This is a genomic window from Streptomyces rishiriensis, from assembly GCF_030815485.1.
Taxonomy (GTDB): domain Bacteria; phylum Actinomycetota; class Actinomycetes; order Streptomycetales; family Streptomycetaceae; genus Streptomyces; species Streptomyces rishiriensis_A.
Map to the genome: position 1 here is coordinate 4,500,198 of NZ_JAUSWV010000002.1, position 22,811 is coordinate 4,523,008.

The 22,811-nt window shown below is 72.7% G+C and carries 22 protein-coding genes; 8 read left to right on the forward strand and 14 right to left on the reverse strand.

Going from position 1 to position 22,811, the window contains the following annotated elements; translation table 11 throughout:
* Nucleotides 1-37: 37 nt before the first annotated feature.
* Nucleotides 38-1,417: a ricin-type beta-trefoil lectin domain protein gene (locus tag QF030_RS22550; protein WP_307164452.1), complete on the forward strand. Its 1,380-nt coding sequence runs from the start codon at nt 38-40 to the stop codon at nt 1,415-1,417.
* 31 nt (nt 1,418-1,448) lie between these two features.
* Here the strand turns inward: QF030_RS22550 and QF030_RS22555 are convergent, their stop codons facing one another.
* The 3 genes from QF030_RS22555 to QF030_RS22565 all read right to left on the reverse strand — a co-directional run bounded on the left by QF030_RS22555 (nt 1,449) and on the right by QF030_RS22565 (nt 5,270).
* On the reverse strand, nt 1,449-3,467 hold the full coding sequence (locus tag QF030_RS22555) for an ATP-binding protein (protein ID WP_307167655.1): 2,019 nt from the start codon (nt 3,465-3,467) through the stop codon (nt 1,449-1,451).
* A 329-nt stretch (nt 3,468-3,796) separates the two neighbouring features.
* On the reverse strand, nt 3,797-4,471 hold the full coding sequence (locus QF030_RS22560; RefSeq protein ID WP_307164453.1) for a DUF4255 domain-containing protein: 675 nt from the start codon (nt 4,469-4,471) through the stop codon (nt 3,797-3,799).
* Between the two features lie 139 nt (nt 4,472-4,610).
* On the reverse strand, nt 4,611-5,270 hold the full coding sequence (locus QF030_RS22565; protein WP_307167656.1) for a helix-turn-helix transcriptional regulator: 660 nt from the start codon (nt 5,268-5,270) through the stop codon (nt 4,611-4,613).
* Between the two features lie 348 nt (nt 5,271-5,618).
* Here QF030_RS22565 and QF030_RS22570 point away from each other — a divergent pair, with 348 nt between their 5' ends.
* The 3 genes from QF030_RS22570 (at nt 5,619) to QF030_RS22580 (ending at nt 9,439) form a co-directional block, all read left to right on the forward strand.
* A complete protein-coding gene (locus tag QF030_RS22570) occupies nt 5,619-8,654 on the forward strand; it encodes a helix-turn-helix transcriptional regulator (protein WP_307164454.1) in 3,036 nt (1,011 codons plus the stop codon).
* Between the two features lie 52 nt (nt 8,655-8,706).
* Nucleotides 8,707-9,048, forward strand: coding sequence for a VOC family protein (locus QF030_RS22575; RefSeq protein ID WP_307164455.1), 342 nt, complete (start codon nt 8,707-8,709; stop codon nt 9,046-9,048).
* A gap of 178 nt (nt 9,049-9,226) precedes the next feature.
* On the forward strand, nt 9,227-9,439 hold the full coding sequence (locus tag QF030_RS22580) for a DUF4287 domain-containing protein (RefSeq protein WP_081552666.1): 213 nt from the start codon (nt 9,227-9,229) through the stop codon (nt 9,437-9,439).
* A gap of 25 nt (nt 9,440-9,464) precedes the next feature.
* Here the strand turns inward: QF030_RS22580 and QF030_RS22585 are convergent, their stop codons facing one another.
* A complete protein-coding gene (locus QF030_RS22585; protein ID WP_307164456.1) occupies nt 9,465-10,976 on the reverse strand; it encodes a DEAD/DEAH box helicase in 1,512 nt (503 codons plus the stop codon).
* A 130-nt stretch (nt 10,977-11,106) separates the two neighbouring features.
* Nucleotides 11,107-11,310 carry a cold-shock protein gene (locus QF030_RS22590; protein ID WP_020133270.1) on the reverse strand — a complete coding sequence of 68 codons (204 nt, stop codon included), beginning with the start codon at nt 11,308-11,310 and terminating at the stop codon, nt 11,107-11,109.
* A 303-nt stretch (nt 11,311-11,613) separates the two neighbouring features.
* Between QF030_RS22590 and QF030_RS22595 the strand changes: the two genes are divergently transcribed.
* Nucleotides 11,614-11,976, forward strand: a complete 363-nt coding sequence (locus QF030_RS22595; protein WP_307164457.1) for a DUF952 domain-containing protein — start codon at nt 11,614-11,616, stop codon at nt 11,974-11,976.
* A 250-nt stretch (nt 11,977-12,226) separates the two neighbouring features.
* On the opposite strand, the gene QF030_RS22600 is transcribed toward QF030_RS22595, so the two are convergent.
* Entirely contained in the window at nt 12,227-12,682 is a 456-nt protein-coding gene (locus QF030_RS22600; RefSeq protein WP_307164458.1) for a tellurite resistance TerB family protein, read from the reverse strand.
* Nucleotides 12,683-12,855: 173 nt separating this feature from the next.
* Nucleotides 12,856-13,770, reverse strand: a complete 915-nt coding sequence (locus tag QF030_RS22605; RefSeq protein ID WP_307164459.1) for an SCO2400 family protein — start codon at nt 13,768-13,770, stop codon at nt 12,856-12,858.
* Between the two features lie 260 nt (nt 13,771-14,030).
* Here QF030_RS22605 and QF030_RS22610 point away from each other — a divergent pair, with 260 nt between their 5' ends.
* Nucleotides 14,031-15,614: a carbohydrate-binding protein gene (locus tag QF030_RS22610; RefSeq protein ID WP_307164460.1), complete on the forward strand. Its 1,584-nt coding sequence runs from the start codon at nt 14,031-14,033 to the stop codon at nt 15,612-15,614.
* An 82-nt stretch (nt 15,615-15,696) separates the two neighbouring features.
* On the opposite strand, the gene QF030_RS22615 is transcribed toward QF030_RS22610, so the two are convergent.
* Together QF030_RS22615 and QF030_RS22620 are read right to left on the reverse strand one after the other, a co-directional pair.
* Nucleotides 15,697-16,155 carry a PPOX class F420-dependent oxidoreductase gene (locus tag QF030_RS22615; protein WP_307164461.1) on the reverse strand — a complete coding sequence of 153 codons (459 nt, stop codon included), beginning with the start codon at nt 16,153-16,155 and terminating at the stop codon, nt 15,697-15,699.
* A gap of 60 nt (nt 16,156-16,215) precedes the next feature.
* On the reverse strand, nt 16,216-16,875 hold the full coding sequence (locus tag QF030_RS22620) for a TetR/AcrR family transcriptional regulator (protein WP_307164462.1): 660 nt from the start codon (nt 16,873-16,875) through the stop codon (nt 16,216-16,218).
* 160 nt (nt 16,876-17,035) lie between these two features.
* On the opposite strand from QF030_RS22620, the gene QF030_RS22625 reads away from it, so the two are divergent.
* Together QF030_RS22625 and QF030_RS22630 are read left to right on the forward strand one after the other, a co-directional pair.
* Nucleotides 17,036-18,067 (forward strand): medium chain dehydrogenase/reductase family protein, encoded by a 1,032-nt coding sequence (locus tag QF030_RS22625; protein ID WP_307164463.1) that lies wholly within the window; start codon nt 17,036-17,038, stop codon nt 18,065-18,067.
* Nucleotides 18,068-18,216: 149 nt separating this feature from the next.
* Nucleotides 18,217-18,900, forward strand: a complete 684-nt coding sequence (locus tag QF030_RS22630) for an SRPBCC family protein (RefSeq protein WP_307164464.1) — start codon at nt 18,217-18,219, stop codon at nt 18,898-18,900.
* A gap of 464 nt (nt 18,901-19,364) precedes the next feature.
* On the opposite strand, the gene QF030_RS22635 is transcribed toward QF030_RS22630, so the two are convergent.
* The 5 genes from QF030_RS22635 to QF030_RS22655 all read right to left on the reverse strand — a co-directional run bounded on the left by QF030_RS22635 (nt 19,365) and on the right by QF030_RS22655 (nt 22,724).
* Nucleotides 19,365-19,709 carry a helix-turn-helix domain-containing protein gene (locus QF030_RS22635; protein WP_307164465.1) on the reverse strand — a complete coding sequence of 115 codons (345 nt, stop codon included), beginning with the start codon at nt 19,707-19,709 and terminating at the stop codon, nt 19,365-19,367.
* A gap of 450 nt (nt 19,710-20,159) precedes the next feature.
* A complete protein-coding gene (locus QF030_RS22640; protein WP_307164466.1) occupies nt 20,160-20,471 on the reverse strand; it encodes an SCO5918 family protein in 312 nt (103 codons plus the stop codon).
* Between the two features lie 6 nt (nt 20,472-20,477).
* Nucleotides 20,478-20,765, reverse strand: coding sequence for a CBS domain-containing protein (locus QF030_RS22645; protein WP_307164467.1), 288 nt, complete (start codon nt 20,763-20,765; stop codon nt 20,478-20,480).
* A gap of 55 nt (nt 20,766-20,820) precedes the next feature.
* Nucleotides 20,821-22,305: a DEAD/DEAH box helicase gene (locus QF030_RS22650; protein WP_307164468.1), complete on the reverse strand. Its 1,485-nt coding sequence runs from the start codon at nt 22,303-22,305 to the stop codon at nt 20,821-20,823.
* 215 nt (nt 22,306-22,520) lie between these two features.
* Entirely contained in the window at nt 22,521-22,724 is a 204-nt protein-coding gene (locus QF030_RS22655) for a cold-shock protein (RefSeq protein WP_020133169.1), read from the reverse strand.
* Nucleotides 22,725-22,811: the final 87 nt, after the last annotated feature.

The following is a 22,811-nucleotide window of genomic DNA, read 5'->3' on the forward strand; positions in this document are numbered from 1 at the left end:
CCTGACGCGCCCCCGCCCGGCGTCATAGCGTCGACAGGTGACTCTGTGGACTTCTCTGGAACCGGCCGCGGCGACCGTGGACCCCGGCGGCACTACGACCGTACGGCTGCGGGTGCGCAACACCGGTGACGTCGTCGACGAGTACCGCTTCGAGCCGGTGGGCGCCGTGGCGCCCTGGACGACGGTGGAGCCGCAGACGCTGCGTCTCTATCCCGGTACGACGGGCACGGTCGAACTGACCTTCGCCCCGCCGCGCACCCCGGACGCGACGGCCGGCCCCAACCCCTACGCGGTGCGCATCACGCCCACCGAACACCCCGAAGCGGTCACGGTCCCCGAGGGGAACCTGACGGTCACCCCGTTCACCGAGGTGCGGGCGGAACTGGTCCCGCCGACGGTCAAGGGACGCTTCCGCGGCCGGCCCCGGCTCGCGATCGACAACATCGGCAACACCCGGGTGACGGCCTCCGTCGCGGGCACCGACATGGGTGACCACCTCGGGTACGAGTTCCGGCCGGGCAGCGTGCAGATCGAGCCGGGACGGGCGGTGTTCGTCGACACGACGCTGCGCCCCCGTCAGATCATCTGGTTCGGCTCGAAGGAGCAGCGGCCGTACGCGCTGAACGTGCAGCGGTCGGGGGCGGTGCCGCTCTCGGTGGACGGCACGTTCGTGCAGCGCGGGTTCCTGCCGCGCTGGCTGGCGACGGCGCTCAGTCTGTCGCTGGCCCTGGCGATCGCGTTCGTGATGATCTGGCTGGCGTACAAGCCGCAGGTCACCACCAGCGCCAGTGAGAAACTCGCGGAGGCCGGCAGCACGGCGCTGCCCAGCCCGTCCGTGTCCGCGCCGTCCGCGCCGAAGGTGGACGCCTCCGCCGCACCGCTGCCCGAGCAGCAGACGTCCTCCGCACCGGCCGAGGAGCAGGACGGCAGCGGCGGTTCCGGGTCCGGCGGTTCCCCGGAGTCGGGCAGCGGCGGCGGGAGCGGATCCAGCGGTTCGGGCGGCACGAAGACGACGGCCCCGGTACCCGGCGCCGTGATCATCGGCCAGGCCTCGGACCGGTGCATCGACATCACCGGCGCGCAGAACGGCAAGGGCAAGGACGGCACCCCGCTCCAGCTGTGGGACTGCGCCGGGTCGGCCAACCAGAAGTGGGTGTTCAAGAGCGACGGCACCGTGCGCGCGCTCGGCCTGTGCATGGACGTCGCCTGGGGCTCGAAGGACGACGGCGCGGTCATCCAGGTGGCGAACTGCTCCGGCAATCCCGCTCAGCAGTGGGTGCTGAGCCAGTACGGCGACCTGGTCAACCCGCAGGCCGACAAGTGCATCGACGCCAAGGACAACGGCACCGGCAACGGCACCAAGCTCCAGCTGTGGACGTGCTCGGGCACGCCCAACCAGAAGTGGCGCGCGCAGTAGGCCCCGGCGGGTGGGTGAGCCCGCCCGGCGCTCACCAGTTGGCTTCGCCCGGCACCAGGCGGCCCGCCTTGCGGTACTCGCGGCGTGCCCCCTCCAGCAGGTCGCCGTCGCCGACCGGTTCGTCGCGTCCGGCGGCGAGGTAGGCGGCGGTGACGACCGCGCTGCGGATGGAGCCGCCGGCCAGCTCGAAGTCCGCGGCCAGCGGCCCGGGGTCGACGTCGGCGGCGCACGGCACGTGGCGCAGCCCGTGCCGCCACAGCGCGAGCCGCTGCCCGGCGTCGGGGAACGGGAAGTCGACCACCAGGTCCAGGCGCCGGGTGAACGCCTCGTCGATGTTGGCGCGCAGGTTGGTGGTGAGCAGCGCGATGCCGTCGAAGGACTCCAGCCGCTGGAGCAGGTAGGCGCTCTCCATGTTGGCGTACTTGTCGTGCGCGTCCTTGACCTCCGACCGCTTCCCGAAGACGGCGTCGGCCTCGTCGAAGAGCAGCACGGCGTCGGTGCGGTCGGCCTCGGAGAAGATGCGCTCCAGGTTCTTCTCGGTCTCACCGACGTACTTGTCGACGACCGACGAGAGCTGCACGACGTAGAGATCGAGGCCGAGTTCGGCGGCGACGACCTCGGCGGAGAGCGTCTTGCCGGTGCCGGACTCGCCCGCGAACAACCCGAGCACCCCCCGGCCGCGTCCGCCGCCGGCGCTGAGCCGCCAGTCGCCGAGCACCCGGTCGCGGTGCCGGGCCCGCAGGGCGAGTTCGTGCAGCTGGGTCAGCGGCCGCTCGGGCAGCACGAGGTCCTGCCAGCCGACGTCCGGACGGATCCGCCGCGCGTGCCGTTCCAGGCCGGACGCCGACTGCTGGCGCGCGGCCAGCCGTACATGGTCGGCGGTGAGCGGCCCGCCCTCGAAGGCGGCCAGGACGGAGGCGGCCCGCGCGGCCCGGACCACCCGCTCGCCGCCCAGGCGGTAGGGGGCGACGGTGGCGGCGAGGTCGAAGCCGGGGGCGGTGTCGGGGGTGCCGGCGGAGTCCAGCGCGGCGGCCCAGGCAGCCGTACCGCCGGCCCGGCGACGCGGTGCGTCCAGGACCAGCGGATCGTGGGTGGACCAGTGCGGGTCGTAGGGGCGCGGGTCCGTGAGCAGGACGGTGACGTCCGGTGCGTCGGCCAGCGCGCCGATCAGCTGTCCCGGCTGGTCCGGCAGCCCGGACAGCACGACCGCCCGGCCGCCGAGGCGCGCCTCGCGCAGCAGGCCGGGAACGCGGTCGTCGGGCCCGGTGAAGCGGAGGGCCCCGATTCCGGCCGCGCGCAGGGCGGAGGTGATCACCGCGAGGCCGTCGCCCTCGCGGTGCTCGCGCAGATAGGCGGTGAGCGGGCCGCCGTCCCGCATCCGGTGCGCCAGCCGGACGACGAACTCGTCGTCGGCGGCGGGCAGCGGCGGGGGCAGCGGATGCAGGTGTCCGTGCAGGGCGGCGTCCGGCGTGTCGTCGCCGAGAAGGTGGGCGAGCAGCCGGTCGGGCACGCGCAACGAGCGGGACAGGAAAGGCCGTTCCGGTTCCTCCACGTCCAGCAGCCCGTACGCGTGCAGCGGCGCCGAGGAGTGGAAGCGGGCGCGGGCCGCGGCCCGGTGGGCGGGCGCCCCGCACAGTTCGAGGGCGAGACCCACGGTGGCCCGCCGCCTGCTCACGTCGTCGTTGAGATACCCGTAGAGCGGCTCGAAGTCGCGGTCCAGATCGGGCGCGAGGGCGATGAGGAGGATCGCGGCGTCGAGCTCGGTGAGCCGGAGCCGGACGGCAAGGGCACTGAGCGAGTCGACCGGACCCGGACCCGGCGCCACGACCGACCCGGCGTCGGCCGGACCGCCGCTGAGCAGATGGCGTACCGCCTCTTCGGACAGGTACAGGCCGCGCAGCGGATCGGCGGCCGTCGGGTCGACGGCCGCCCGCCGGTCGACCAGGGCCCCGACCCGGTCCCGCAGCGCACCGAGCCGGACGAGCAACGCGGCGCCCCCGTCCCGGGAATCGAGTCGCCGATCCCCGCTGTGCCCCCCGGGGCCGCCCACGGGCGGGTCGATGCCGACGGCGGCCCCGACCCCACCCGGCCCGCCGTCGACGCCACCCGGCCCGGCCTCGGCCGCGACCGCGTCGGTGCCGGTGCCGGTTGCGGACGCGTCGGTGCCGGTTGCGGACGGGCGGGTGGCGGCCGCGTCGCCCCGGTCCGCCTCGGCGTGGGCTGCGCAAGCCCCGGAGCGCGGCTGCGTCCCGGGGCCCACAGGGCCGCCCGGGGTCGCTCCGGAGCCGGTCGCGAGTGGTTCGGTGTCGGCCGCCACCGGCTCGGTGGCGGGTGCGGGGGTGTTCGTGGCGGGCGCGGATGCCGCGGTGTGCGTGCCGGTCACTGCTGGTCCGGGTGGCGGGCGCCGGCCTCGCGGGCGGCGCGGGCCGCGGCCACCTGGTGGGGGCGGTGGGCGCGTTCGCCGGACTCCGGGGGGTCACCGTCCATCCCGCGCAGGCGGACCGCCGCGCCCTCCGTGACCGGCGGCCCGGCGTCGTACTCGGGGTACGCCGGGAAGGGCGCCGTGACCACCAGGTCGAGCGACGGCTTCAGCTCACCGCCCAGGGCGGACCAGATCTCGGCGAGGGAACGGGACTCGGTCTGGATGCCGGCCACCGTCACGGGCATCGCGAGCCCCAGCGCGCGCAGCGAGCCGGGCAGCTCGTCGGCCGCCAGCATCTCGCGCGGCAGCAGAGTCGCCAACACGGCTGACAGCAACCGGTGTTCGTCCTGCGGCGTCCGCGTCCAGGCGGTCACCAGGTACGACAGACGGAACCAGCGCGGTGGTTGACGGCGCTTCACGATGACGTCCCGCTCGTCCCGCACCGCCATCTGGCCGCGCTGCCGACGGGTCACGTCCTCGCGGATGTCGTACAAGTAGGCGTTGATCACAGGGGCGTTGCGTCGGGCCGCCCAGTCCCGGGTCGGCGCCTCGAAGGAGACGTCGATCCCGGACCCCGCGAGCGCGCCGCCTTCGAGCAGCTTCTTGAGGACCTCGTCCACCTCGTGGATCACCGTCGTGCTCCTCAACTTGCCTTGCCGCACCCACCGTCCGACGATCGTGCCCCGGACGGCCCCGGATCCGCAGGCACGGCAGGGTCGGCGTCCGGGCAGGGCCCGCTGCCCGCGTGTCCGCCTTCGATTGCCCGTTCGGTCAGATGTAGCCTTCCCGCAGGGCATATGCCACAGCGTGCGCCCGGTTGCGCAGATGCAACCGCGTCGTGAGTCCGTGCATGACGTTCTTGACGGTTCGTTCGGAGTAGGAAAGCTTGCTGGCGATCTCTCCGGTGTCCAGGCCCTCGGCGACCAGCCGCAGGACGTCCACCTCCCGTGGCGCGAGTCCCAGGGAGGGGGCGCCGGGCCTGCCCGCCGCACCGCGGTGCAGCGTGCCCACCTGGCTGATGAGCCGGCCGAGCAGGTCGGCGGGCAGGTCGCCGTCGCCCCGGTGGGCGGCCAGCACCGCCTGCACCAGCCGGTGTGCGGTGGCCTCGCGGCGCCAGACGATGGCTCCGACCCCGCACTCGATGACGTCGAGGAGTTCCGTCTCGCGGATCGTGCCCACCACGAGCACCGCCCGCGCCCCCTCGCTGCGCACGATCCTTCGCAGCCGGCCCAGCGCCCCCTCGTCGAGGGTGTCCTCGATGAGCAGCGCCACCGTGCCGGCGGCGGCCGAGACCTCGTCGCGGACCTCGACCTCGGGGCGTCCGCGCAACTGGCTGACGGCGCCCTCGCGGGAGATCGGGTCCGGGGCCTGGACGGCCACGGGAATCCGCCGCCGCATGCCGATGGCGGGGCCTGGAACCGCGGCGCCCATCGAGGCGATGACCGAGGCGCCGGCCTCTGGTGTCCGTGGTGAGCTGAGCAACCGTTTCCCCCAAGTTCACGGGCCCGCCGTCCGATGGGGACCGGTGACGGGTGGGTACGGTCCAGACTTCTGGGATCTCCGGGGCGCGCGCAATCGTGGAGCACCACGAGGCGGACCACGAGAGCAAGCCCCCCACCACCACGGTTCACCTGCATCGTCGCAGGTCAAGGCCGTTTTGGCCGGTGTGGACGTGGTCACCGTGAGCCTCGCCACAGCGGCCGCGCGGACCCGTGACGAACCGCACGACCTCTACGTGTACATGGACAAGTCCGATGTGCCCGACAGCAGGAGGCAGGGATGACCGGACCGTTGCGGGAACGCGAGGACGCACAGGCGCTGCTCACGGCGGAGGCGGAGCGGGCCCGGGCCGGCCAGGGCCGGCTCGTCCTGCTGCGCGGAGCCACGGGCACCGGCCGGTCCGCCGTCCTGGAAGCCGCCGCCGCGCAGGCCACCCACCTCGGCCTGCGGGTGCTGAGGGCCCGCTGCTCGCCCGACGACACCACGCTGGCGTTCTCCTCGGTGCTCCACCTCCTCGGTTCGGTACCGGAGTTCGCGGACGTAGGGCCGGGCGGCGACGACCGGGGAAGCGCGGCGCGGTTGTGGCGGCTGCTGCGTTCCTACGCGGACGAGACGCCGCTGATGGTGGCCGTGGACGACGTCCACCTCGCCGACGAGGCCTCGCGCCGCTGGTTCGTGGAGGCGGCCCGCCGTATCGACCGATTACCGGTACTCCTGGTGGTCACCGAGCGCAGTCAGTACGACATCGGCCCGCGGCCGGCCGGTCTGACCCACGCCCTGTCCCCCTCCGAGGTGCGCACCCACACTCTCGCCCCGCTCACCGACAACGCCTCGGCCGACCTGGTCCGGGCCGCCTTCCCGACGGCCTCCGACCGGTGGACGGCGGACTGTGTGCGGGCCGGCGCGGGCAGCCCGCTGCTTCTGCACGCCCTCCTCGACGACCTCGGCGGCGCCCCACCGCCGACGGCCGTCCCGAGGACGTGCGCCGCGCTGTACCCGGGCTCCTACCCGGCGGCCGTCTCCTGGTGGCTGGACAGCGCGGGCCCGGCGACGGCGGAGGTGGCCCGCACCCTCGCGGCGCTGGAACAGGCCGAACAACGCAGGGAACACGCCGAGCGTGCCGAGCGCACGGCACGGAGGGAACGAGCCGAGCGGGCAGAGCGCAGCGAGTGGCCGGAGAGCACCGCCGCCCGGAACACCGTCCCAGGCCCAGGCCCAGGCCCAGGCCCAGGCCCAGTCCCCGTTCCCGACCCCGCCCCCGTCTCCGTTCCCGGCCCGGTCCCGGGGCCCGGGCCCGCACGCGCGCCGGCCCCCGATCAGGACACCGATCCCGCAGGCCTGTCCGCCTCCGACGCCACCTCCGGCACCGTCCACGAAGCCCTGCCCGCCACCGATGCCGCCACCGACACCCTCGCCGCCCTCGTCGCCGACGCCTCCGGCGCCGACCCGGCCCGGGTCTGCGGGTGGTTCACCGCCATGACGCGGCTCGGCGTGCTGCGCCCGGACCCGGCCGGCCGGCCCCGCTACGCGCACCCGCTGCTGCGGGACGCCGTGCTCGGCGGCTGGTCCACCGCCCGCCGGCAGGACGCGCACCGGGCGCTCGCCCAGGCGATGCTGCGCCGCGGTGACCATCTCGACGCCGTGGCCCGGCAGTTGCTGGGCAGCGCACCGGCCGGCCTGCCCTGGGCGCTGCGCGTGCTGCGCGACGCCGCCACCGTGGCCGCGCGCGATGCCCGCCCCGGCGACGCCGTCCGCTATCTGCGCCGAGCCCTCCAGGAGCCGCTGCCCGACGACCTGCGTCAGCGGCTGCTCACCGAACTCGGCTCCCTGGAGTACGCCTCCGCGGACACCCCGGCGGGCATCCCCCGGCTGGCCGAGGCGCTCGACCTGCCCGCCGAACCCCGTGACCAGGTCCGTACGGCCATCGCGCTGGGGACCGCGCTGGCGGGCCGGGGGGAGGTCCGTACGGCGGTGGAGGTGCTGCGCCGGCTGGAGGCCAGGCTGGCCGCCCATCCCGACCTGGCGCGTACCCTCCAGACCGCGTCCGCGCTGCTCTCGGACCAGGACCAGACGGTCCGCCGGGAGGCCTACCGCTGGCTCACCGACACCGCCGAGCGTTCCCCGGAACTCGTCGGCGCCTCCGGCCAGGCGCTGCTCGTGCGCTACGCGGCGACCGCGGGCGATCTCCCGGCGCGGGAGGCGATGCGCCGGATGCGCACGCTCCTGACGGAACCCGCGGATCCCCTCGCCGAGCCGTTCCTGCTGGGCACGGCCGCCGCGGTGGCCCAGTGGGCCGACGAGCTCGACGAGGCGGAACGCCTCGTGGAACGCGGCCTGGCCGGCCAGCATCCGAGCCTGCTGCACCCGATGGAGAAGGCCCTGCTGGACACCAGGTGGGACATCACGGCGGCGCGGGGGGACTACGGCACCCTGCTCGCCGCCCTCCCCGGGGCGGCCCGCGCCCGGAGCACCGGCGGCGGCCCCGTCAACGCCGACGCGCACACCCTGCTGGCGCTGGTCGAGACGGGCCGTACGCCGGAGGCCCGCCGGCTGGCCGACACCTTCGACCTGCGCGCCACCCCCGACTCCTGGGAGCTCAACCGGTTCCTCTACGCGCGAGGCGTGCTGCGGTTCACCGAGGGCGATGTCGCGGGCGCCCTGCACGACTTCCTGGAATGCGGTCGGCGTCAGTCCGCCCGCGCCGTCCTCAGTCCGGTCGTCACGCCGTGGCGGACGGCGGCCGCGGAGTGCCGGCTGGCCCTGGGCAATCCCCAGGAGGCGCTGGCCCTGGCGACGGAGGAACTGCGACTGGCCCGGGTGTGGAACACCCCGCGCACGACGGGACGCGCGTTGCGTGTCCTGGGGCGGGCGACCCGGGGCCGACGGGGTCTGGAACTGGGCGCCGAGGCCGTGGCCGTGCTGCGGGACTCCCCGGCCGAGGCGGAACTCGTGGCGTCCCTCCTCGCCCACGGAAGGCAGCTGACCGACGCCGGTGAACGCGGGCGGGGCCGCGACCATCTGCGGGAGGGTGCCGAACGCGCCGAACGGCTCGGCAGCGTCCGCCTCCTGACCCACGCCGAACAGGCCCTGCGCACCGCCGGCGGCCGCCGCACCACCCCCGCCCACACCGGCTCCGGGGCCCTCACCGGCAGCGAACGCCGTATCGCGGAACTCGCGGCGGAAGGCCGCACCAACACCGAGATAGCGGAGCTCCTGCACGTGGCGCGCCGCACCGTGGAAACCCACCTGACCAGCACCTACCGGAAGTTGGGCATCCGGCGCAGGGGCGAGTTGCGGGGAGTGCTGGTCGACTGAGGCGGCTGCGTGGCACCGGGTGGCCGCGTACCCCCGGACCTACGATGAGGACATGGCCGTCGACCTCTTCGCAGGCATCCCCGTCAACGACTACGCAGCGGCCCTCGCCTGGTACGAGCGGCTGCTCGGCGACCCGCCGGCGTTCCTGCCGAACGACAAGGAGGCCGTCTGGGAGCTCGCCGAACACCGTTACCTGTACATCGAGCACCGCCCGGGTCACGGGGGCCACGCCCTGCACACGCTCTTCGTCGACGACCTCGACACCCGCGTCGCCGCCATCAACGAGCGCGGTCTGACCCCGACGCAGCGCGAGACCTACTCCAACGGCGTACGCAAGATCACCTACCACGACCCGGACGGCAACGAGATCGGCTTCGGCGGCGCCCCCCTCTGACCCCCGACGCCCGGGCACATCCAAGGGCGCGAGGCCAGGGCTGCGGCTTCCGGCACGCCGGCGGGTTCGTCGCGCCGCCGCTCGTCGTCCTCGACGTCCCGCGCAACGGCCGGAGAAAGGTGACGCGAATCACTCCGCGGCGGCGATCACTTCCCGCCCCGGCGCCGGTCGTACGGACATGACTGAACCTGTGAAGGGCCCTGCCAGTTATTTCCCGTCGATCGAGAAGAAGTACGGACGTCCGATCGCCGAGTGGAAGACCCTGATCCGGGCCTCGCCGCTCACCCGGCACATGGAGCTCGTGTCCTGGCTGAAGACCGAGCACGGTCTGGGGCACGGCCACGCCAACGCGCTGGTCGCGCACACGCTGGCGGAGGACGCCGGGGCGTGAGCCCCGGCCGGGCCCCTGCCGGGGCTCAGCGGCCGTTCGCGGCGTTGCCGTTGCCCTTGGCCGGGGCCCGGCGACGGCCCTGGGCGGTGGGTCGTCCGCCCTGCGCGGTGGGACGGCCGCCGCCCTGGGCCGCGGGACGGCCACGGCGCGAGCGCGCGGTGGACGCCGAGCGCGCGGGACGCTCCTCGGCGGCCGGCGGCGGAGTGAGGACGACGGGCACGCCGGACGGCGCCTGCGCACCGGTGATCCGGGTCAGCTCGGTCCCGCCCGAGCGGACCCGGGTGGTCTGCGGGGTGATGCCGGCGTCGGCCATCAGACGCGTCATCTCCCGGCGCTGGCTGGGCAGGACCAGGGTGACGACGGTGCCGGACTCGCCCGCGCGTGCCGTACGGCCGCCGCGGTGCAGGTAGTCCTTGTGGTCGGCGGGCGGGTCGACGTTGACGACGAGGTCGAGGTTGTCGACGTGGATGCCGCGGGCCGCGACGTTGGTCGCCACCAGCACCGTGACGTGGCCGTCCTTGAACTGGGCCAGCGTCCGGGTCCGCTGGTTCTGCGACTTGCCGCCGTGCAGGGACGCGGCGCGCACGCCGACCGCCAGCAGCTTCTTCGCCAGCCGGTCCGCCGCGTGCTTGGTGTCCAGGAACATGATCACGCGTCCGTCGCGGGCGGCGATCTCCGTCGTCGTGGCGTGCTTGTCCTCGTCCTCCACGTGCAGCACGTGGTGCTCCATCGTGGTGACGGCGCCCGCCGACGGGTCGACCGAGTGGACGACGGGGTCGTGCAGGTAGTTCCGCACCAGCCGGTCGACGTTACGGTCCAGGGTCGCCGAGAACAGCATGCGCTGACCGCCGGGAAGCACCTGGTCGAGCAGCTGCGTCACCTGCGGCATGAAGCCCATGTCGGCCATCTGGTCGGCCTCGTCGAGGACGGTGATGGCGACCCGGTCCAGCCGGCAGTCGCCCCGGTCGATGAGGTCCTTGAGGCGGCCGGGCGTGGCCACGACCACCTCGGCGCCGCCGCGCAGGGCGCTCGCCTGCCGGCCGATCGACAGACCGCCGACCACCGTGGCGATCCGCAGCCGCAGGGCGCGGGCGTAGGGGGTGAGGGCGTCGGTGACCTGCTGGGCCAGCTCCCGGGTGGGCACGAGGACCAGGGCCAGCGGCTGCCGGGGCTCGGCCCGCTGCCCGGCCGTACGGGCCAGCAGCGCGAGGCCGAAGGCGAGGGTCTTGCCGGAACCGGTGCGACCACGGCCCAGGACGTCCCGGCCGGCCAGCGAGTTCGGCAGCGTCGCGGCCTGGATCGGGAACGGGGTGGTCACCCCTTCCGTACCGAGGGCGGTGAGCAGCGGTTCGGGCATGTCGAGTTCGGCGAACGACTCGACCGCCGGCAGCCCCGGGGTGAGGGTGACGGGCAGCGCGAATTCACCGCCGGACGCGGCGGGACGACTCCCGCGTCCACTCCGCCCGGGCTTGGCCGAACGGGAGGGGGCGCCCTGGCGCCGGTCCGTACGGGAGCGGACGGAGCTGTTGCGGTTCATCCGATACCTTCCTCGAAAGGGCAAAATGCCATGGGCCGGGGCCCGCACTCAGGAGTACGGGCCCCGGCCACTAGTCCGCGTGATGCGCAGCCGATCGCGTCAGCGTCAGCGTCAGGCGGCGTCAGGCGGTTCAGGCGGGCTGGATGTTCTCCGCCTGCGGGCCCTTCTGGCCCTGAGTGACGTCGAAGGTAACCTTCTGGCCTTCCTGAAGCTCACGGAAGCCGGACGTGGCGATGTTCGAGTAGTGGGCGAACACGTCAGCGCCGCCACCGTCCTGCTCGATGAAGCCGAAGCCCTTTTCCGAGTTGAACCACTTCACGGTGCCAGATGCCATGTTGAATCTCCCTATGGGGCAATGCCCGGACTCCGCACCTTGCGGACCCGGGTGCGGCAGGATCGGGAAAGCACCGAAAACAAAAAGAGTGCCCGTCGACGGATGGTCGAAGAGCACTCAAAAGCCTCTGGTAACCGAAACTGCCACTTTTATCACGGTAGCACAGGTCCGGATGCGGGGCCGGGGACCGGGCGGACGTCACACACCTGTGTCGAGCACGCGCGTCCCCCGACGAGAACGTCAAGATCGTCCAGCTGCCCGGAGACCGGTGAGCACCCGGGCCTCCCCTTGTATAACGGGATCATGATTTATCACGTCGTACCGCTCGACGACTGGAACACCGACCCCGAGCGGCCCTACGCGCCCGCCTCGCTCGCGCAGGACGGGTTCGTGCACTGCTCGCCGGACGAGAGGACCACGCTCGCCGTCGTCAACGCGTTCTACCGGACCGGCGCCCGGCCGCTGCTGGCGCTCGTGCTCGACGAGGATCGGCTCACCGCGACCTGCGCGTGGGAGGCGGCCGCGCCCGTCCCGCCGCCCGGGGTCGCCGAAGACACGCTGTTCCCGCACGTGTTCGGACCGATCGACCGGGACGCCGTGACCCGCGTCCTGGCGGTCGACTGGGACGAGCACGGCACGGCGACAGGCCTGACGGATCTCGGCTGACGGATCTCGGCCGGCGGGCGGTCGCCGACAGACACGGGCCGACCGCCGCCGGTGCGAGGACCGGACGATCCGCTCCTGACGTCGACGGGGGTGCGGGAGGAGTGGATCCGGTCGTCCCGCACCATCGTCCGGCCGGCCGTTTCACCGGCGCGGCTTCACCCTGCGGAACCGCTGCCGCCCGGCCCGGGACGACGAGCCGGCCCGTTCCAACCGGCGTCAGTCCCCCACGTGTTCAGGGCGTCCAGGGCGCTCAGAGGTCGAACTCGTGCGGCGGGAGGTCGAGGGTGAAGCAGGCCTCCCGCACGATGCCCTGCTCGGTCTTGTCGAAGTCGCCGTCGGCGCCGCCGATGACGATGCCGATCTGGATGACCGCCCGTGCCTCGGCCGGCTTCTTCTTCGCCTTGGCGATCTCCTGCAGAACACTGACCTTGCCGAAGTCGAAGTCGGTGGTCAGCTTGTTGAGGTTGTCGTCGAAGCGGCGCTGGAGATCCGTGGCGTCGAAGTTCTGCAGCACCTCGTTGGTCGCGATCAGCTGCGCCACCCGGCGCCGCTCGGCCGGGTCGATGGTGCCGTCCGCCGCCGCGACCAGGGCGCACATCGCCATGCTCGCGTCGCGGAAGGCGCCGCTCTTGAGGTCGTTCTTCTTCGACATGAGCTGGGTCTGCATCGTCGACGCGGACTCCTTGACGCGGTCCCACAGGGCCATGAGAACTCCAGAAGGTCGGGGCGGAGACAAGTGACTGCACAGGATCTACAGCAACGTAGAAACTCACAGCCGCCCCGATAAGTTCCCCCGGCCCCGGGCGCCCCAAGCGCCCCGGTAGCCCGGCCCGGCAGCCCGGCCCGGCAGCCCGGTCGGGCAGCCCCCGGTCCGGACAGTCAGCTGAGGCAGATCAGTCCGAGCAGGCAGACGTCCGATGGCGAGGTCCCCGCGGGCGCGCCGCTCGACGAGGAGGACGAAGAAGACGAGGAAGACGAAGTCGACGACGAACCGGATGAGTTGGAGGCGTTCGAGGCGGAGGTCGAGGTCGAGGTCGACGAATCCGCGGCGTCGTCCGCGGTGGAAGCGGACGACTGCTGCCCGCCGGTTCCGCTCATACCGGTCGTGTCCGTGGTGCCGGCCGTGCCGGCGGGAGCGGTGACGTGTCCGTCGGAGGACGAGGATCCGGTCCGCTGCTGCCGGGGGGCCGACGGCTCCGTGGCGGGGGTGGAGGCGAGCGAGTCCGGGTGGGTGTTCGCCGACGACCGCGACGGGGCGCCGGTCGAGGGCGTGGCCCGGTGCGCGTCGGAGCGGGTCACCGTCGGGCGGGTGTGTTCCAGCGTCGGTTCCTCACCGCCCGCCGTGGGCGGGGTCTCCGGAGCCGTGGCCGCCTGCGCCTGGTCGCCGGTCTGGCGGTCCAGCGCGGCGAAGGTCAGTCCGCCTCCGACGAGGGCGACGGCCGTGGCGACCACGGCCCGGCGCTGGTTCTTCTTCCAGCGGGCCAGCTGCCGCCGCCGGGCCGCACGCCCCTGGGGCGCGGGGGGAGCGGACGGCTCGCTCTCGTGGTCGGGCGATGCGGCGGCCGACGGCGCCACATCGGTGTACGTCGTCGTCGGCGACGTCCGTGCCGGCGCGGGAGCGGACATCCGCGTCGGCGACGGCGACGGGGCCGTTGTCCGGGTCGGCATCGCGACCCGGGCCGGTGCGATGCCGCGGCCGACCGTGACCGGCGCGATGTCCGGAGCGTAGGCCCCGCATCCGGGGCACACCAGGGCGCCGTTGAGATGCCGGCGACACGTGGAGCAGTAGTCCATCTGCGGTCTTCCTACGCGGGGGTCCGATGGCCGGAACGCTAACGAGTCGTTCGGAGGACTGTGTGCAGTCTGTGTGACGCTCCTGCACGGATCCCTTGAGGAGGTTGGGCGTACCCGGACACGCACATCGTCTCCGTCCACAGATGTGAACAGAGAACAGGTACGCGTCTCTTGACGCGCTCACGCCACGCACCTAACTTCCGATGGAAAGCGCTTTCTGGTTCGGCCGACCGCACTCGTTCCGTTCCTGGAGATGAATCATGCAGCTGAGATCCGTCACGACCTGCGTCAGCCTGCTGGCAGGGGCGCTCGTCGCGCTATCCGGCACCACGGCCCAGGCGGCCACCACCACCCGCTACGAGGCCGAGACCTCCCCGGCGGTCTGCGCCGGCACCATCGACTCCGACTGGACCGGCTACTCCGGCAGCGGGTTCTGCAACGGCACCAACGCGACGAGCGGTTACGCCCAGTTCACCGTGAACGCGGCGACGGCCGGCACGGCGACGCTGAACGTCCGCTTCGCCAACGGCACCACCACGGCCCGCCCGGCCTCCCTGGTCGTCAACGGTACGGCCGTGCAGACGCCGTCCTTCGAGGGCACCGGCGCCTGGACGACCTGGGTGACCAAGACGCTCACCGTGTCCCTCAACGCGGGCAGCAACACCGTCCGGCTCACCCCGACCGCCGCGGCGGGCCTGCCCAACGTCGACTACCTGGAGGCGACGACCGCCGACAGCACGACACCCCCGGCCGGCGGCGCGATCTACGTCGCACCGGGCGGCACGGACGGCGCGGCCGGCACCCAGTCGGCGCCGACCACCCTCACCTCGGCGATCAGCCGGGTCACCGCGGGCGGCACGATCTATCTGCGCGGCGGCACGTACGCCCAGTCGTCGACGGTCACCGTCCCGGCGACCAGCAGCGGCACGGCGGCCGCGCGCACCACCCTGTCCGCCTACCCGGGTGAGACGCCGGTCCTCAACTTCTCCGCGCAGAGCGAGAGTTCGACGAACCGCGGGCTTCAGCTGTTCGGCTCGTACTGGCATGTCTACGGTCTCGTCGTGGAACACGCCGGTGACAACGGGATCTACGTCGGCGGCAGCGACAACGTCATCGAGCGCACCGTCACCCGCTACAACCGCGACACCGGGCTCCAGCTCGGCCGGATCGCCTCCAGTACCCCCGCCGCCCAGTGGCCGGCCCGCAATCTGGTCCTGAGCGCCGAGTCGCACGACAACGCCGACTCCGACGGCGAGGACGCCGACGGGTTCGCCGCGAAGCTCACCACCGGAACCGGCAACGTCTTCCGGTACGCCGTCGCGCACAACAACATCGACGACGGCTGGGACCTCTACACCAAGACGGACACCGGAGCCATCGGTCCGGTGACCGTCGAGGACTCCCTCTCCTACAACAACGGCACCCTCTCCGACGGCACCGTGAACACCAACGGCGACCGCAACGGCTACAAGCTCGGCGGCGACGACATCGCCGTCAACCACGTCGTACGGCGCAGCATCGCCTACCGCAACGGCCATCACGGGTTCACGTACAACAGCAACCCGGGCTCGATGGCCGTGTCGAACAACCTGAGCATCGACAACGCCGAGCGCAACTACTCGTGGGACGCGGGGACCTCGGTGTTCCGTAACAACACGTCCTGCCGGTACAACGTCAGCGGCTCCAACGACAAGACCGTCGGTGACGCCGACAGCACCAACCAGTTCTGGACCGGCGCCAACGGCTCCCGGTGCGCCTCCGCCTACGGTGGCGCGCTCGCCTGGTCCTTCGCCTCGACCGGCCAGCTGGTGGTGACGCTGGGCGGCAGCAGGGTGACGCTCTAGCCGAGCGGCCGGTACGGGTGCCGGGGGAGGCTTCCCCTCGCACCCGTACGCGGCGTCCGGGGCACGATCCGCCGGACGGTTCCTAGCCGTCGATGTCGAGCGCCGTGCCGTACAGCCGGTCCACCTTCAGCCGGACGACCACGCGGCGCTCGGCGACCTGCTGCTCCAGGAAGCCGTTCTCGTCCTCGGGCCGCGCGTCCGCCGGGATCATCCCGAGCAGCTCCCGCCCGACCGCGTCACCGGGGACGGCCGTGACCTCGGAGACCTCGGCCTCGCCCTCGGCGACGGCGAACGACCACACGTCGTCCCCCGCTACGTGCAGGGCGGCATGCGGGTCGCGGCGCAGGTGCCGGAGCTTGACGCGGTCGGCCGTCGTCGAGAACCGCACGATCCGCGCGTCGGCGTCCCAGCTGTAGACCATCGTGGTCAGGTGCGGGTGGCCGGTACGCCGGACGGTGGCGAGTGTGCCGAACCGCTGTCGGCCGAGCAGTTCGGAGAGTGCTTCGTCGGACAGGGTGCGGGGCGCGGGACCTTGAGTCATGACGACGTCAACTCCCGTGCGGCCTTGGGTATTTCGTGTCCGTGGGTGAGATCGGGCCGGTCAGCTCGCCGACCGGCCGGTCAACGCGTCGAGTTCGGCCGTGAAGAGCAGGGCGGGGTCGAAGCCCATTCCGGTGAAGTGGCCCGCCAGTTCGAGGGACAGGACGCCGTGCAGGCGGGTCCAGCAGGTCAGGGCTCGCTGGAGGGCGGCGGGCGGGGCGGGGTGGCCGCCCGTCCACTGGTCGCCGAGGCCTTCGAGGTGGGCGGCGAGCGGCGTCGGGGAGCCGTCGGCGGGCAGGCCGGCGCAGGCGTCGAGCAGGGCCGTCATGATCTCGGACGCGATCGTGGTGACGTCGTCGGGCGCGTGGTAGCCCGGGACGGGGGTGCCGTAGACGAGGAAGTACCGCTGGGGATCGTCCAGAGCCCAGTCGCGCAGGGTGTGTGCCAGCCCGGTCAGGCCGCCGCCCGCGGCCGAGGCGGCGCGGAAGGCGTCGGCGAGGCTTCGGTACGCGTCCCGGACGAGTTCGGTGATCAGCTCGTCGCGGCCGGCGAAGTACCGGTACAACGCGGGTCCGCTCATCCCCATCTGCTTGGCGATCGCGTTGAGGGAGAGCGCCGACGCCCCCGCCGTGGCGATCTGCTCCCAGGCGCGCTCCTTGACCTCCGCCCGCACCTGGGCGCGGTAGCGCTCGCGCGGGGTGGTCGTGCCCGTCTCCGCCATGACCCTGCCGCCACCTCTCCACTCGCACGCTCTCGGGCTGCCGCTTCTACAGCCCCAAGATTTAGTTAGAGGCTATCACGAACGTTATTGACACCCTCCTGCGTTCTGCGTTACAACTTCTAACGAACGCAAGCAGAGGTAACGCTCATTGGAGGTCGTCATGAACCCCGAGGGACTCGTCGAGGTCGTCCTGCCGGGCAAGGTCGAGCCGGAAGGGCTGCGGATCCGGCACGGAGCCGTCCCCACCCCGGGGCCCGGGCAGGTGCTGATCCGCATGGAGGCGACCGGGATCTCCTTCGCCGAGCAGCAGATGCGCCGCGGCCGCTACTACGACCAGCCGCCCTTCCCCTTCGTCCCCGGCTACGACCTGGTCGGCACGGTGCTGACGACCGGCGACGGCGTGGAGCCCCAGCTGGCCGGCACCCGGGTGGCCGCCCTGCTCAAGGTCGGCGGCTGGGCCAGTCATGTCCTCGTCGACGCCGCCGACGTGGTGCCGGTACCCGCCGGGATCGACGCGGCGGAGGCGGAGACCCTGGTGGTCAACGGCATCACCGCCTGGCAGATGCTGCACCGCAGGGCACGGATCCGCTCGGGCGGCACCGTCGTCGTGCACGGCGCCAACGGCGGCGTCGGCTCGATCCTGGTCCAGCTGGCCCGGGCCGCCGGTGTACGGGTGATCGGCACGGCGTCGACCCGCCACCACGACGCTCTGCGGCAGCAGGGAGTCACCCCCGTCGACTACCGCGCCGGTGACCTGGCGGCGCGTATCCGCGAACTCGCCCCCGGCGGCGTGGACGCCGTCTTCGACCACGTCGGCGGCCGGGGCATCGTCGACTCCTGGCGGCTCCTCGCCCCCGGCGGCACGCTCGTCTCGTACGGCACCGCCTCCACGCGGGACGACGAGGGGTCCAAGCAGTGGCCCGTGCTGAAGCTGCTCGGCCGACTGTGGCTGTGGAACGCGCTGCCCAACCGCCGCCGCGCCTACTTCTTCAACGTCTGGGCCGGCCGCGCCCTGGCCAGGAACCGCTTCCGGGCCCGCCTGCGGGCCGACCTCACCGAGGTTTTCGCCGCCCTCCAGCGCGGCGACGTGACACCCCGGATCGCGGCCCGGCTCCCGCTCGCCGACATCGCCGACGCCCTCCGTCTGGCCGAGTCCGGAACGGTTGCCGGCAAGGTCGTCCTCCACCCGTAGAGGTGCTCCCTCGCGGGCGCTCTCCGTCCGGAGGGTCTCCTCCACCTGAAGGCTCCGCCACCTGCTGAACGACCCGCCCACACCCGCCACACCGGCCCACGAGGCCATCGAGCCATCGAGCCGCCATGCCATCGGACCGAGGAACCCTCATGCCCCGCACCAGGACACTGACATTCGCGCTCCCGCTCGCACTCGCCGTCGTCGGCACCCTCGCCACCCCGGCCCCGGCAGCCGTCCCCGCCCCGGTCGCCATCCCCGTCCCGGCCACCGCCGCCCCGGCCGATCGGGTGACGCCCGCCCCGGCCGCCGTCCGGCACAGCCGTACGTCTCAGTGCCGAGGCCAGGGGGTGGATGCCTCCGCCCGCATCCGCTACCACTCCGACGTGGTGATCGAGGCGCCGCTGAGCACCGTCTGGAAGCTGCAGACCGACGTCGAACGCTGGCCGTCCTGGCAGCCGCCCGTCCTCACCGCCGCACGCCTCGACACCGGCCGGCTCGGCACGGGCTCGGCGTTCCGCTGGACCACTCCCGTGCCCGCCACGCCCACCACCCCCGCCACCGCCCTCGAGATCACCTCCACCGTCCGCCAACTCCGTCACCGGACCTGCGTCCTGTGGAGCGGGCCCGCGATCGGTCGGGGACTGCGCATCGACGAGGGCGTCCACCTGTGGACCTTCACCGAGGTCGAGGGCGGCGTCCGCGTCCACACCGAGGAGACCTGGACCGGCGACCAGGTCGAAGCAGATGTCCCCACCGCGACCGCGGCGCTCGGCGCGGGTCTCGAAGCCTGGCTCCACGACCTGAAGACCGCCGCCGAACACCGCCGGAAGTGACGGCGCGCGTACGAACCTCTACGCCGGGACCCGTAGGAGCCGCGTGGGGCGAGTGTGGCGCAGGTCATGCAGGGGAAGCCGGTGCCGGGTGCCGGACGGCCTTCCCGTGACCGGTACCGCTTCGGCCGGACCTTTCCGCGCGACGTCCGCGACATCGGCTGCGCGACCGTGCGGGCCAGGTACTCGGCGACGTCTTCGCCCGTCTCCACCCGGCGCTCTGCGCGGACCTGCTGGTGTGGGGGCGCCCGTGGCAGGCGCCGTCGACGGCTCGGGCGAGTCCCTGGCGGGCGTGCTCCCGCCGCTCGCCACCGCCACCCGGGCCGACTGGTGTTCCCCGTGCTGCCGGAGGGCGTCGCGATGTTTCTCGTCGGTGTGGCGTTCGGCGCGCTGGTCGACGCCACGGTCATCGGCTGGCGCGCCCGCGCCCCGCGCCGGGGCGAGCGCCCGGACCGGACGCTGCGAGCTCAGCCGGAGCCGGAGCTGTCGGACGTCTCGTTCGCGGCGCGGCGGTACTCGGCGTTGATGCGCTGAGCCTCCTCGAGCTGGTCCTCGAGGATGACGATGCGGCACGCGGCCTCGATCGGGGTGCCCTTGTCGACGAGCTCGCGGGCGCGGGCGGCGATCCGTAGCTGGTAGCGGGAGTACCGGCGGTGTCCGCCCTCCGAGCGGAGCGGCGTGATCAGCCGGGCCTCGCCGATGGCTCGGAGGAAGCCCGGAGTGGTGCCGAGCATCTCTGCGGCCCGGCCCATCGTGTACGCGGGATAGTCGTCGTCTTCCAGACGACCGCCGAGCGGGGTATCTGCTGTCATGTCACCTCGTAGTACAACGCGTCGAGGGGCCCTGGTGCCGTACGGCACCAGGGCCCCGAGGGAAATTCAACACCATCGGTCGGCTGTACTGCTGCGCCGACCTTCTGTTTTCGCTACCCGGGCCCGTTCTCGGGGCGGGGGCGCGAGGATCGCGGCTGCGTGACCGGGGACCACCTTCCAATCGATGGCCTTGCGGTACCCGTACCCGGAGGCTTCCTCGGGCCGGGCGATCCTGATGGCGTATGCGTTTCCGTCCTTCCTCTGAACCGACCACTGGCTGGTCGCGTCTACGAAAGAAACGCTACCCAAGCCGCATGCCAATGTCTACCTTCACCAGAGTAGATTTCAATCCTTCGGCGGGCAGGGGCGCCGCGCGGACCCACCACGCGGTGAGGGCCCTGCCGACAGATGTCGGCAGGGCCCTCACGGTGTTACCGGGTCTTCGACCCGTCAGGCCTCCCACGTCGCGGGGGCGCCGAGCAGCGCCGAAGCGCTCTCCAGCGGCGTCAGAACCTGTACGGGTTCGGCGGGGTGATCGTGGCAGGTGAAGCCGAGGCGGGCCATGGCCCGGACGACCTCGCCGCCGGTGAAGTCACGGCGGTCCTGGCGGGTGATGATCTCCCCCACCTGCTTGACGGGGTACCGGCGGCGGCCGATGGTCACGGACTCACCTGTGACGGGCTCGGGCGAAATGCCCTTCATCGAGTCGATGACGCCGTCCTTGGTGAGGTCGAACGGGTACCGGGCGATGACACAGCGCATGTTGCCTCACAGAGAGAAGGAGCAGGGCCTCGACGAGGGCAGGACCGCAGCGTCGAGCACGTCCCGCAGGCGGAGCCGGTCCGTGTACGTGGCCCCCGCGCGCAGAACGGCCAGCTGGGCTCGGGTGACCGAGCCCGTGCACTGGTCGTCGCCGTCGCAGAGGATCAGGTGATCGACCTGCGCACCGGCCATGACGGACAGGGCCACCTCGACGGTCATGTCGTCACGGACCCGGGGGCCGGACTCGTCGTGATGCCGCCGCGTACGCAGCGGGTGCGTCTGGACCGATGTCACTGGTGCCTCCTGCGCAGATGGGGGAGCCTTCCGGCCGAGTGGGCCGGGTCCGGCATCAGGCCGCCGGGTTGACGGCGGGCCGGTTCAGGCTCGGCCGCCCGCGGCGGCCCCGGAACGAGGAGGAGCGGGACGAGGACGACGAGGGGGACGAGGACGACGGTGTGCGCCGACGAGGCGTGGCCGCGACCGGCGCGGTGATGACGACCGGGACACCGGAGGGCGTCCGGGCACCGGTGACGCGGCTGAGCTCCGCCTCACCCGAGCGGACCTGGGTGATCTGCGGGGTGATGCCGGCCGAGACCATCAGCCGGCTCATGCCGCGCCGCTGGTCGGGGGTCACCAGGGTCACGACGCTGCCGGACTCGCCGGCCCGTGCCGTACGGCCGCCGCGGTGCAGATAGTCCTTGGGGTCGCTCGGCGGATCCACGTTGACGACCAGGTCGAGGTTGTCGACGTGGATGCCCCGGGCCGCGACGTTGGTCGCCACCAGCACCGTGACGTGGCCGTCCTTGAACTGGGCCAGCGTCCGGGTGCGCTGCGGCTGGGACCGGCCACCGTGCAGGGCCGCGGCGCGGACGCCGTTGTGCAGCAGGTGCTTGGTCAGCTGGTCGACCGCGTGCTTGGTGTCCAGGAACATGATCACCCGGCCGTCCCGTGCCGCGATCTCGGTGGTCGTCTGCTGCTTGTCCGTGCCGTGCACGTGGAGAACGTGGTGCTCCATCGTGGTGACGGCACCCGCGACCGGGTCGACCGAGTGGACCACCGGGTCGACCAGATAGCGGCGGACCAGCAGGTCCACGTTGCGGTCCAGGGTGGCGGAGAAGAGCATCCGCTGCCCGTCGGCCCGCACCTGGTCGAGCAGCGCGGTGACCTGGGGCATGAAGCCCATGTCGGCCATCTGGTCGGCCTCGTCGAGGACGGTGATGTCGACGGCGTCCAGTCGGCAGGCGCCCCGGTCGATCAGGTCCTTGAGCCGCCCCGGCGTGGCCACGACGACCTCCGTGCCGTTGCGCAGCACGCCGGTCTGCCTGCCGATCGACATCCCGCCGACCACGGTCGCCAGCCGCAGACCCACGGAGCGGGCGTACGGGGCGAGCGCGTCGGTGACCTGCTGGGCGAGTTCGCGGGTCGGTACGAGGACCAGCGCGAGCGGCTGTCGCGGTTCGGCGCGTCGGCCCGCCGTACGGGCGAGCACCGCGAGACCGAAGGCGAGGGTCTTGCCCGAGCCGGTGCGGCCGCGGCCGAGCACGTCGCGGCCCGCGAGCGAGTTCGGGAGGGTCGCCGCCTGGATCGGGAACGGTATGGCCATGCCCTCGCGGCCCAGCGCGGCCAGCAGCCGGTCCGGCATCGCCAGGTCGGCGAACGACTCGACCGCGGGCAGCGCGGGAGTGATCGTCTTCGGCAGCGCGAACTCGCCCTGCGGCGAGATCCGCCGGCGTCCGCCGTCGTTGCCGCGGCGAGGAACGCCGGAGCGGTCGGGCCGGGAGCGGTGATCGGCGAAGCGATCGTTCCTGCGGGTGGGCGTGCGTGCGTAGTTCATGGGACCTTCCTTGATGCGTCGGCGCGTATCAAGGAATTCCCGCGGCACAGGTGCGGCGCTGAGAATCGCGAGAACGGGCCAAAGGCGATGGCGTCGAATCAGGTCGACGGCAAAAGATGCGCCGCGGGTTTTACCGCGTGAATGCAGCGAGCTGGGGCCCGCACCCCAAGGTGCGGGCCCCAGCTGCGAAACTATTGTGTCCGCGTCAGCGTGGGTCAGGCGGGGACGATGTTCTCGGCCGTCGGGCCCTTCTGGCCCTGGGCGATGTCGAACGTCACCTTCTGGCCCTCCTGGAGCTCGCGGAAGCCCTGGGCGGCAATGTTCGAGTAGTGGGCGAAGACGTCGGGACCGCCGCCGTCCTGCTCGATGAAGCCGAAGCCCTTTTCAGCGTTGAACCACTTCACGGTGCCAGCAGCCATTTTGAATCTCCTTCGGGAACGGTGTCGGAATCCACCCTGTGCGGATCCCGGTCGCCGTGATGATCACCCCGTCGGAAAGAACCTTCT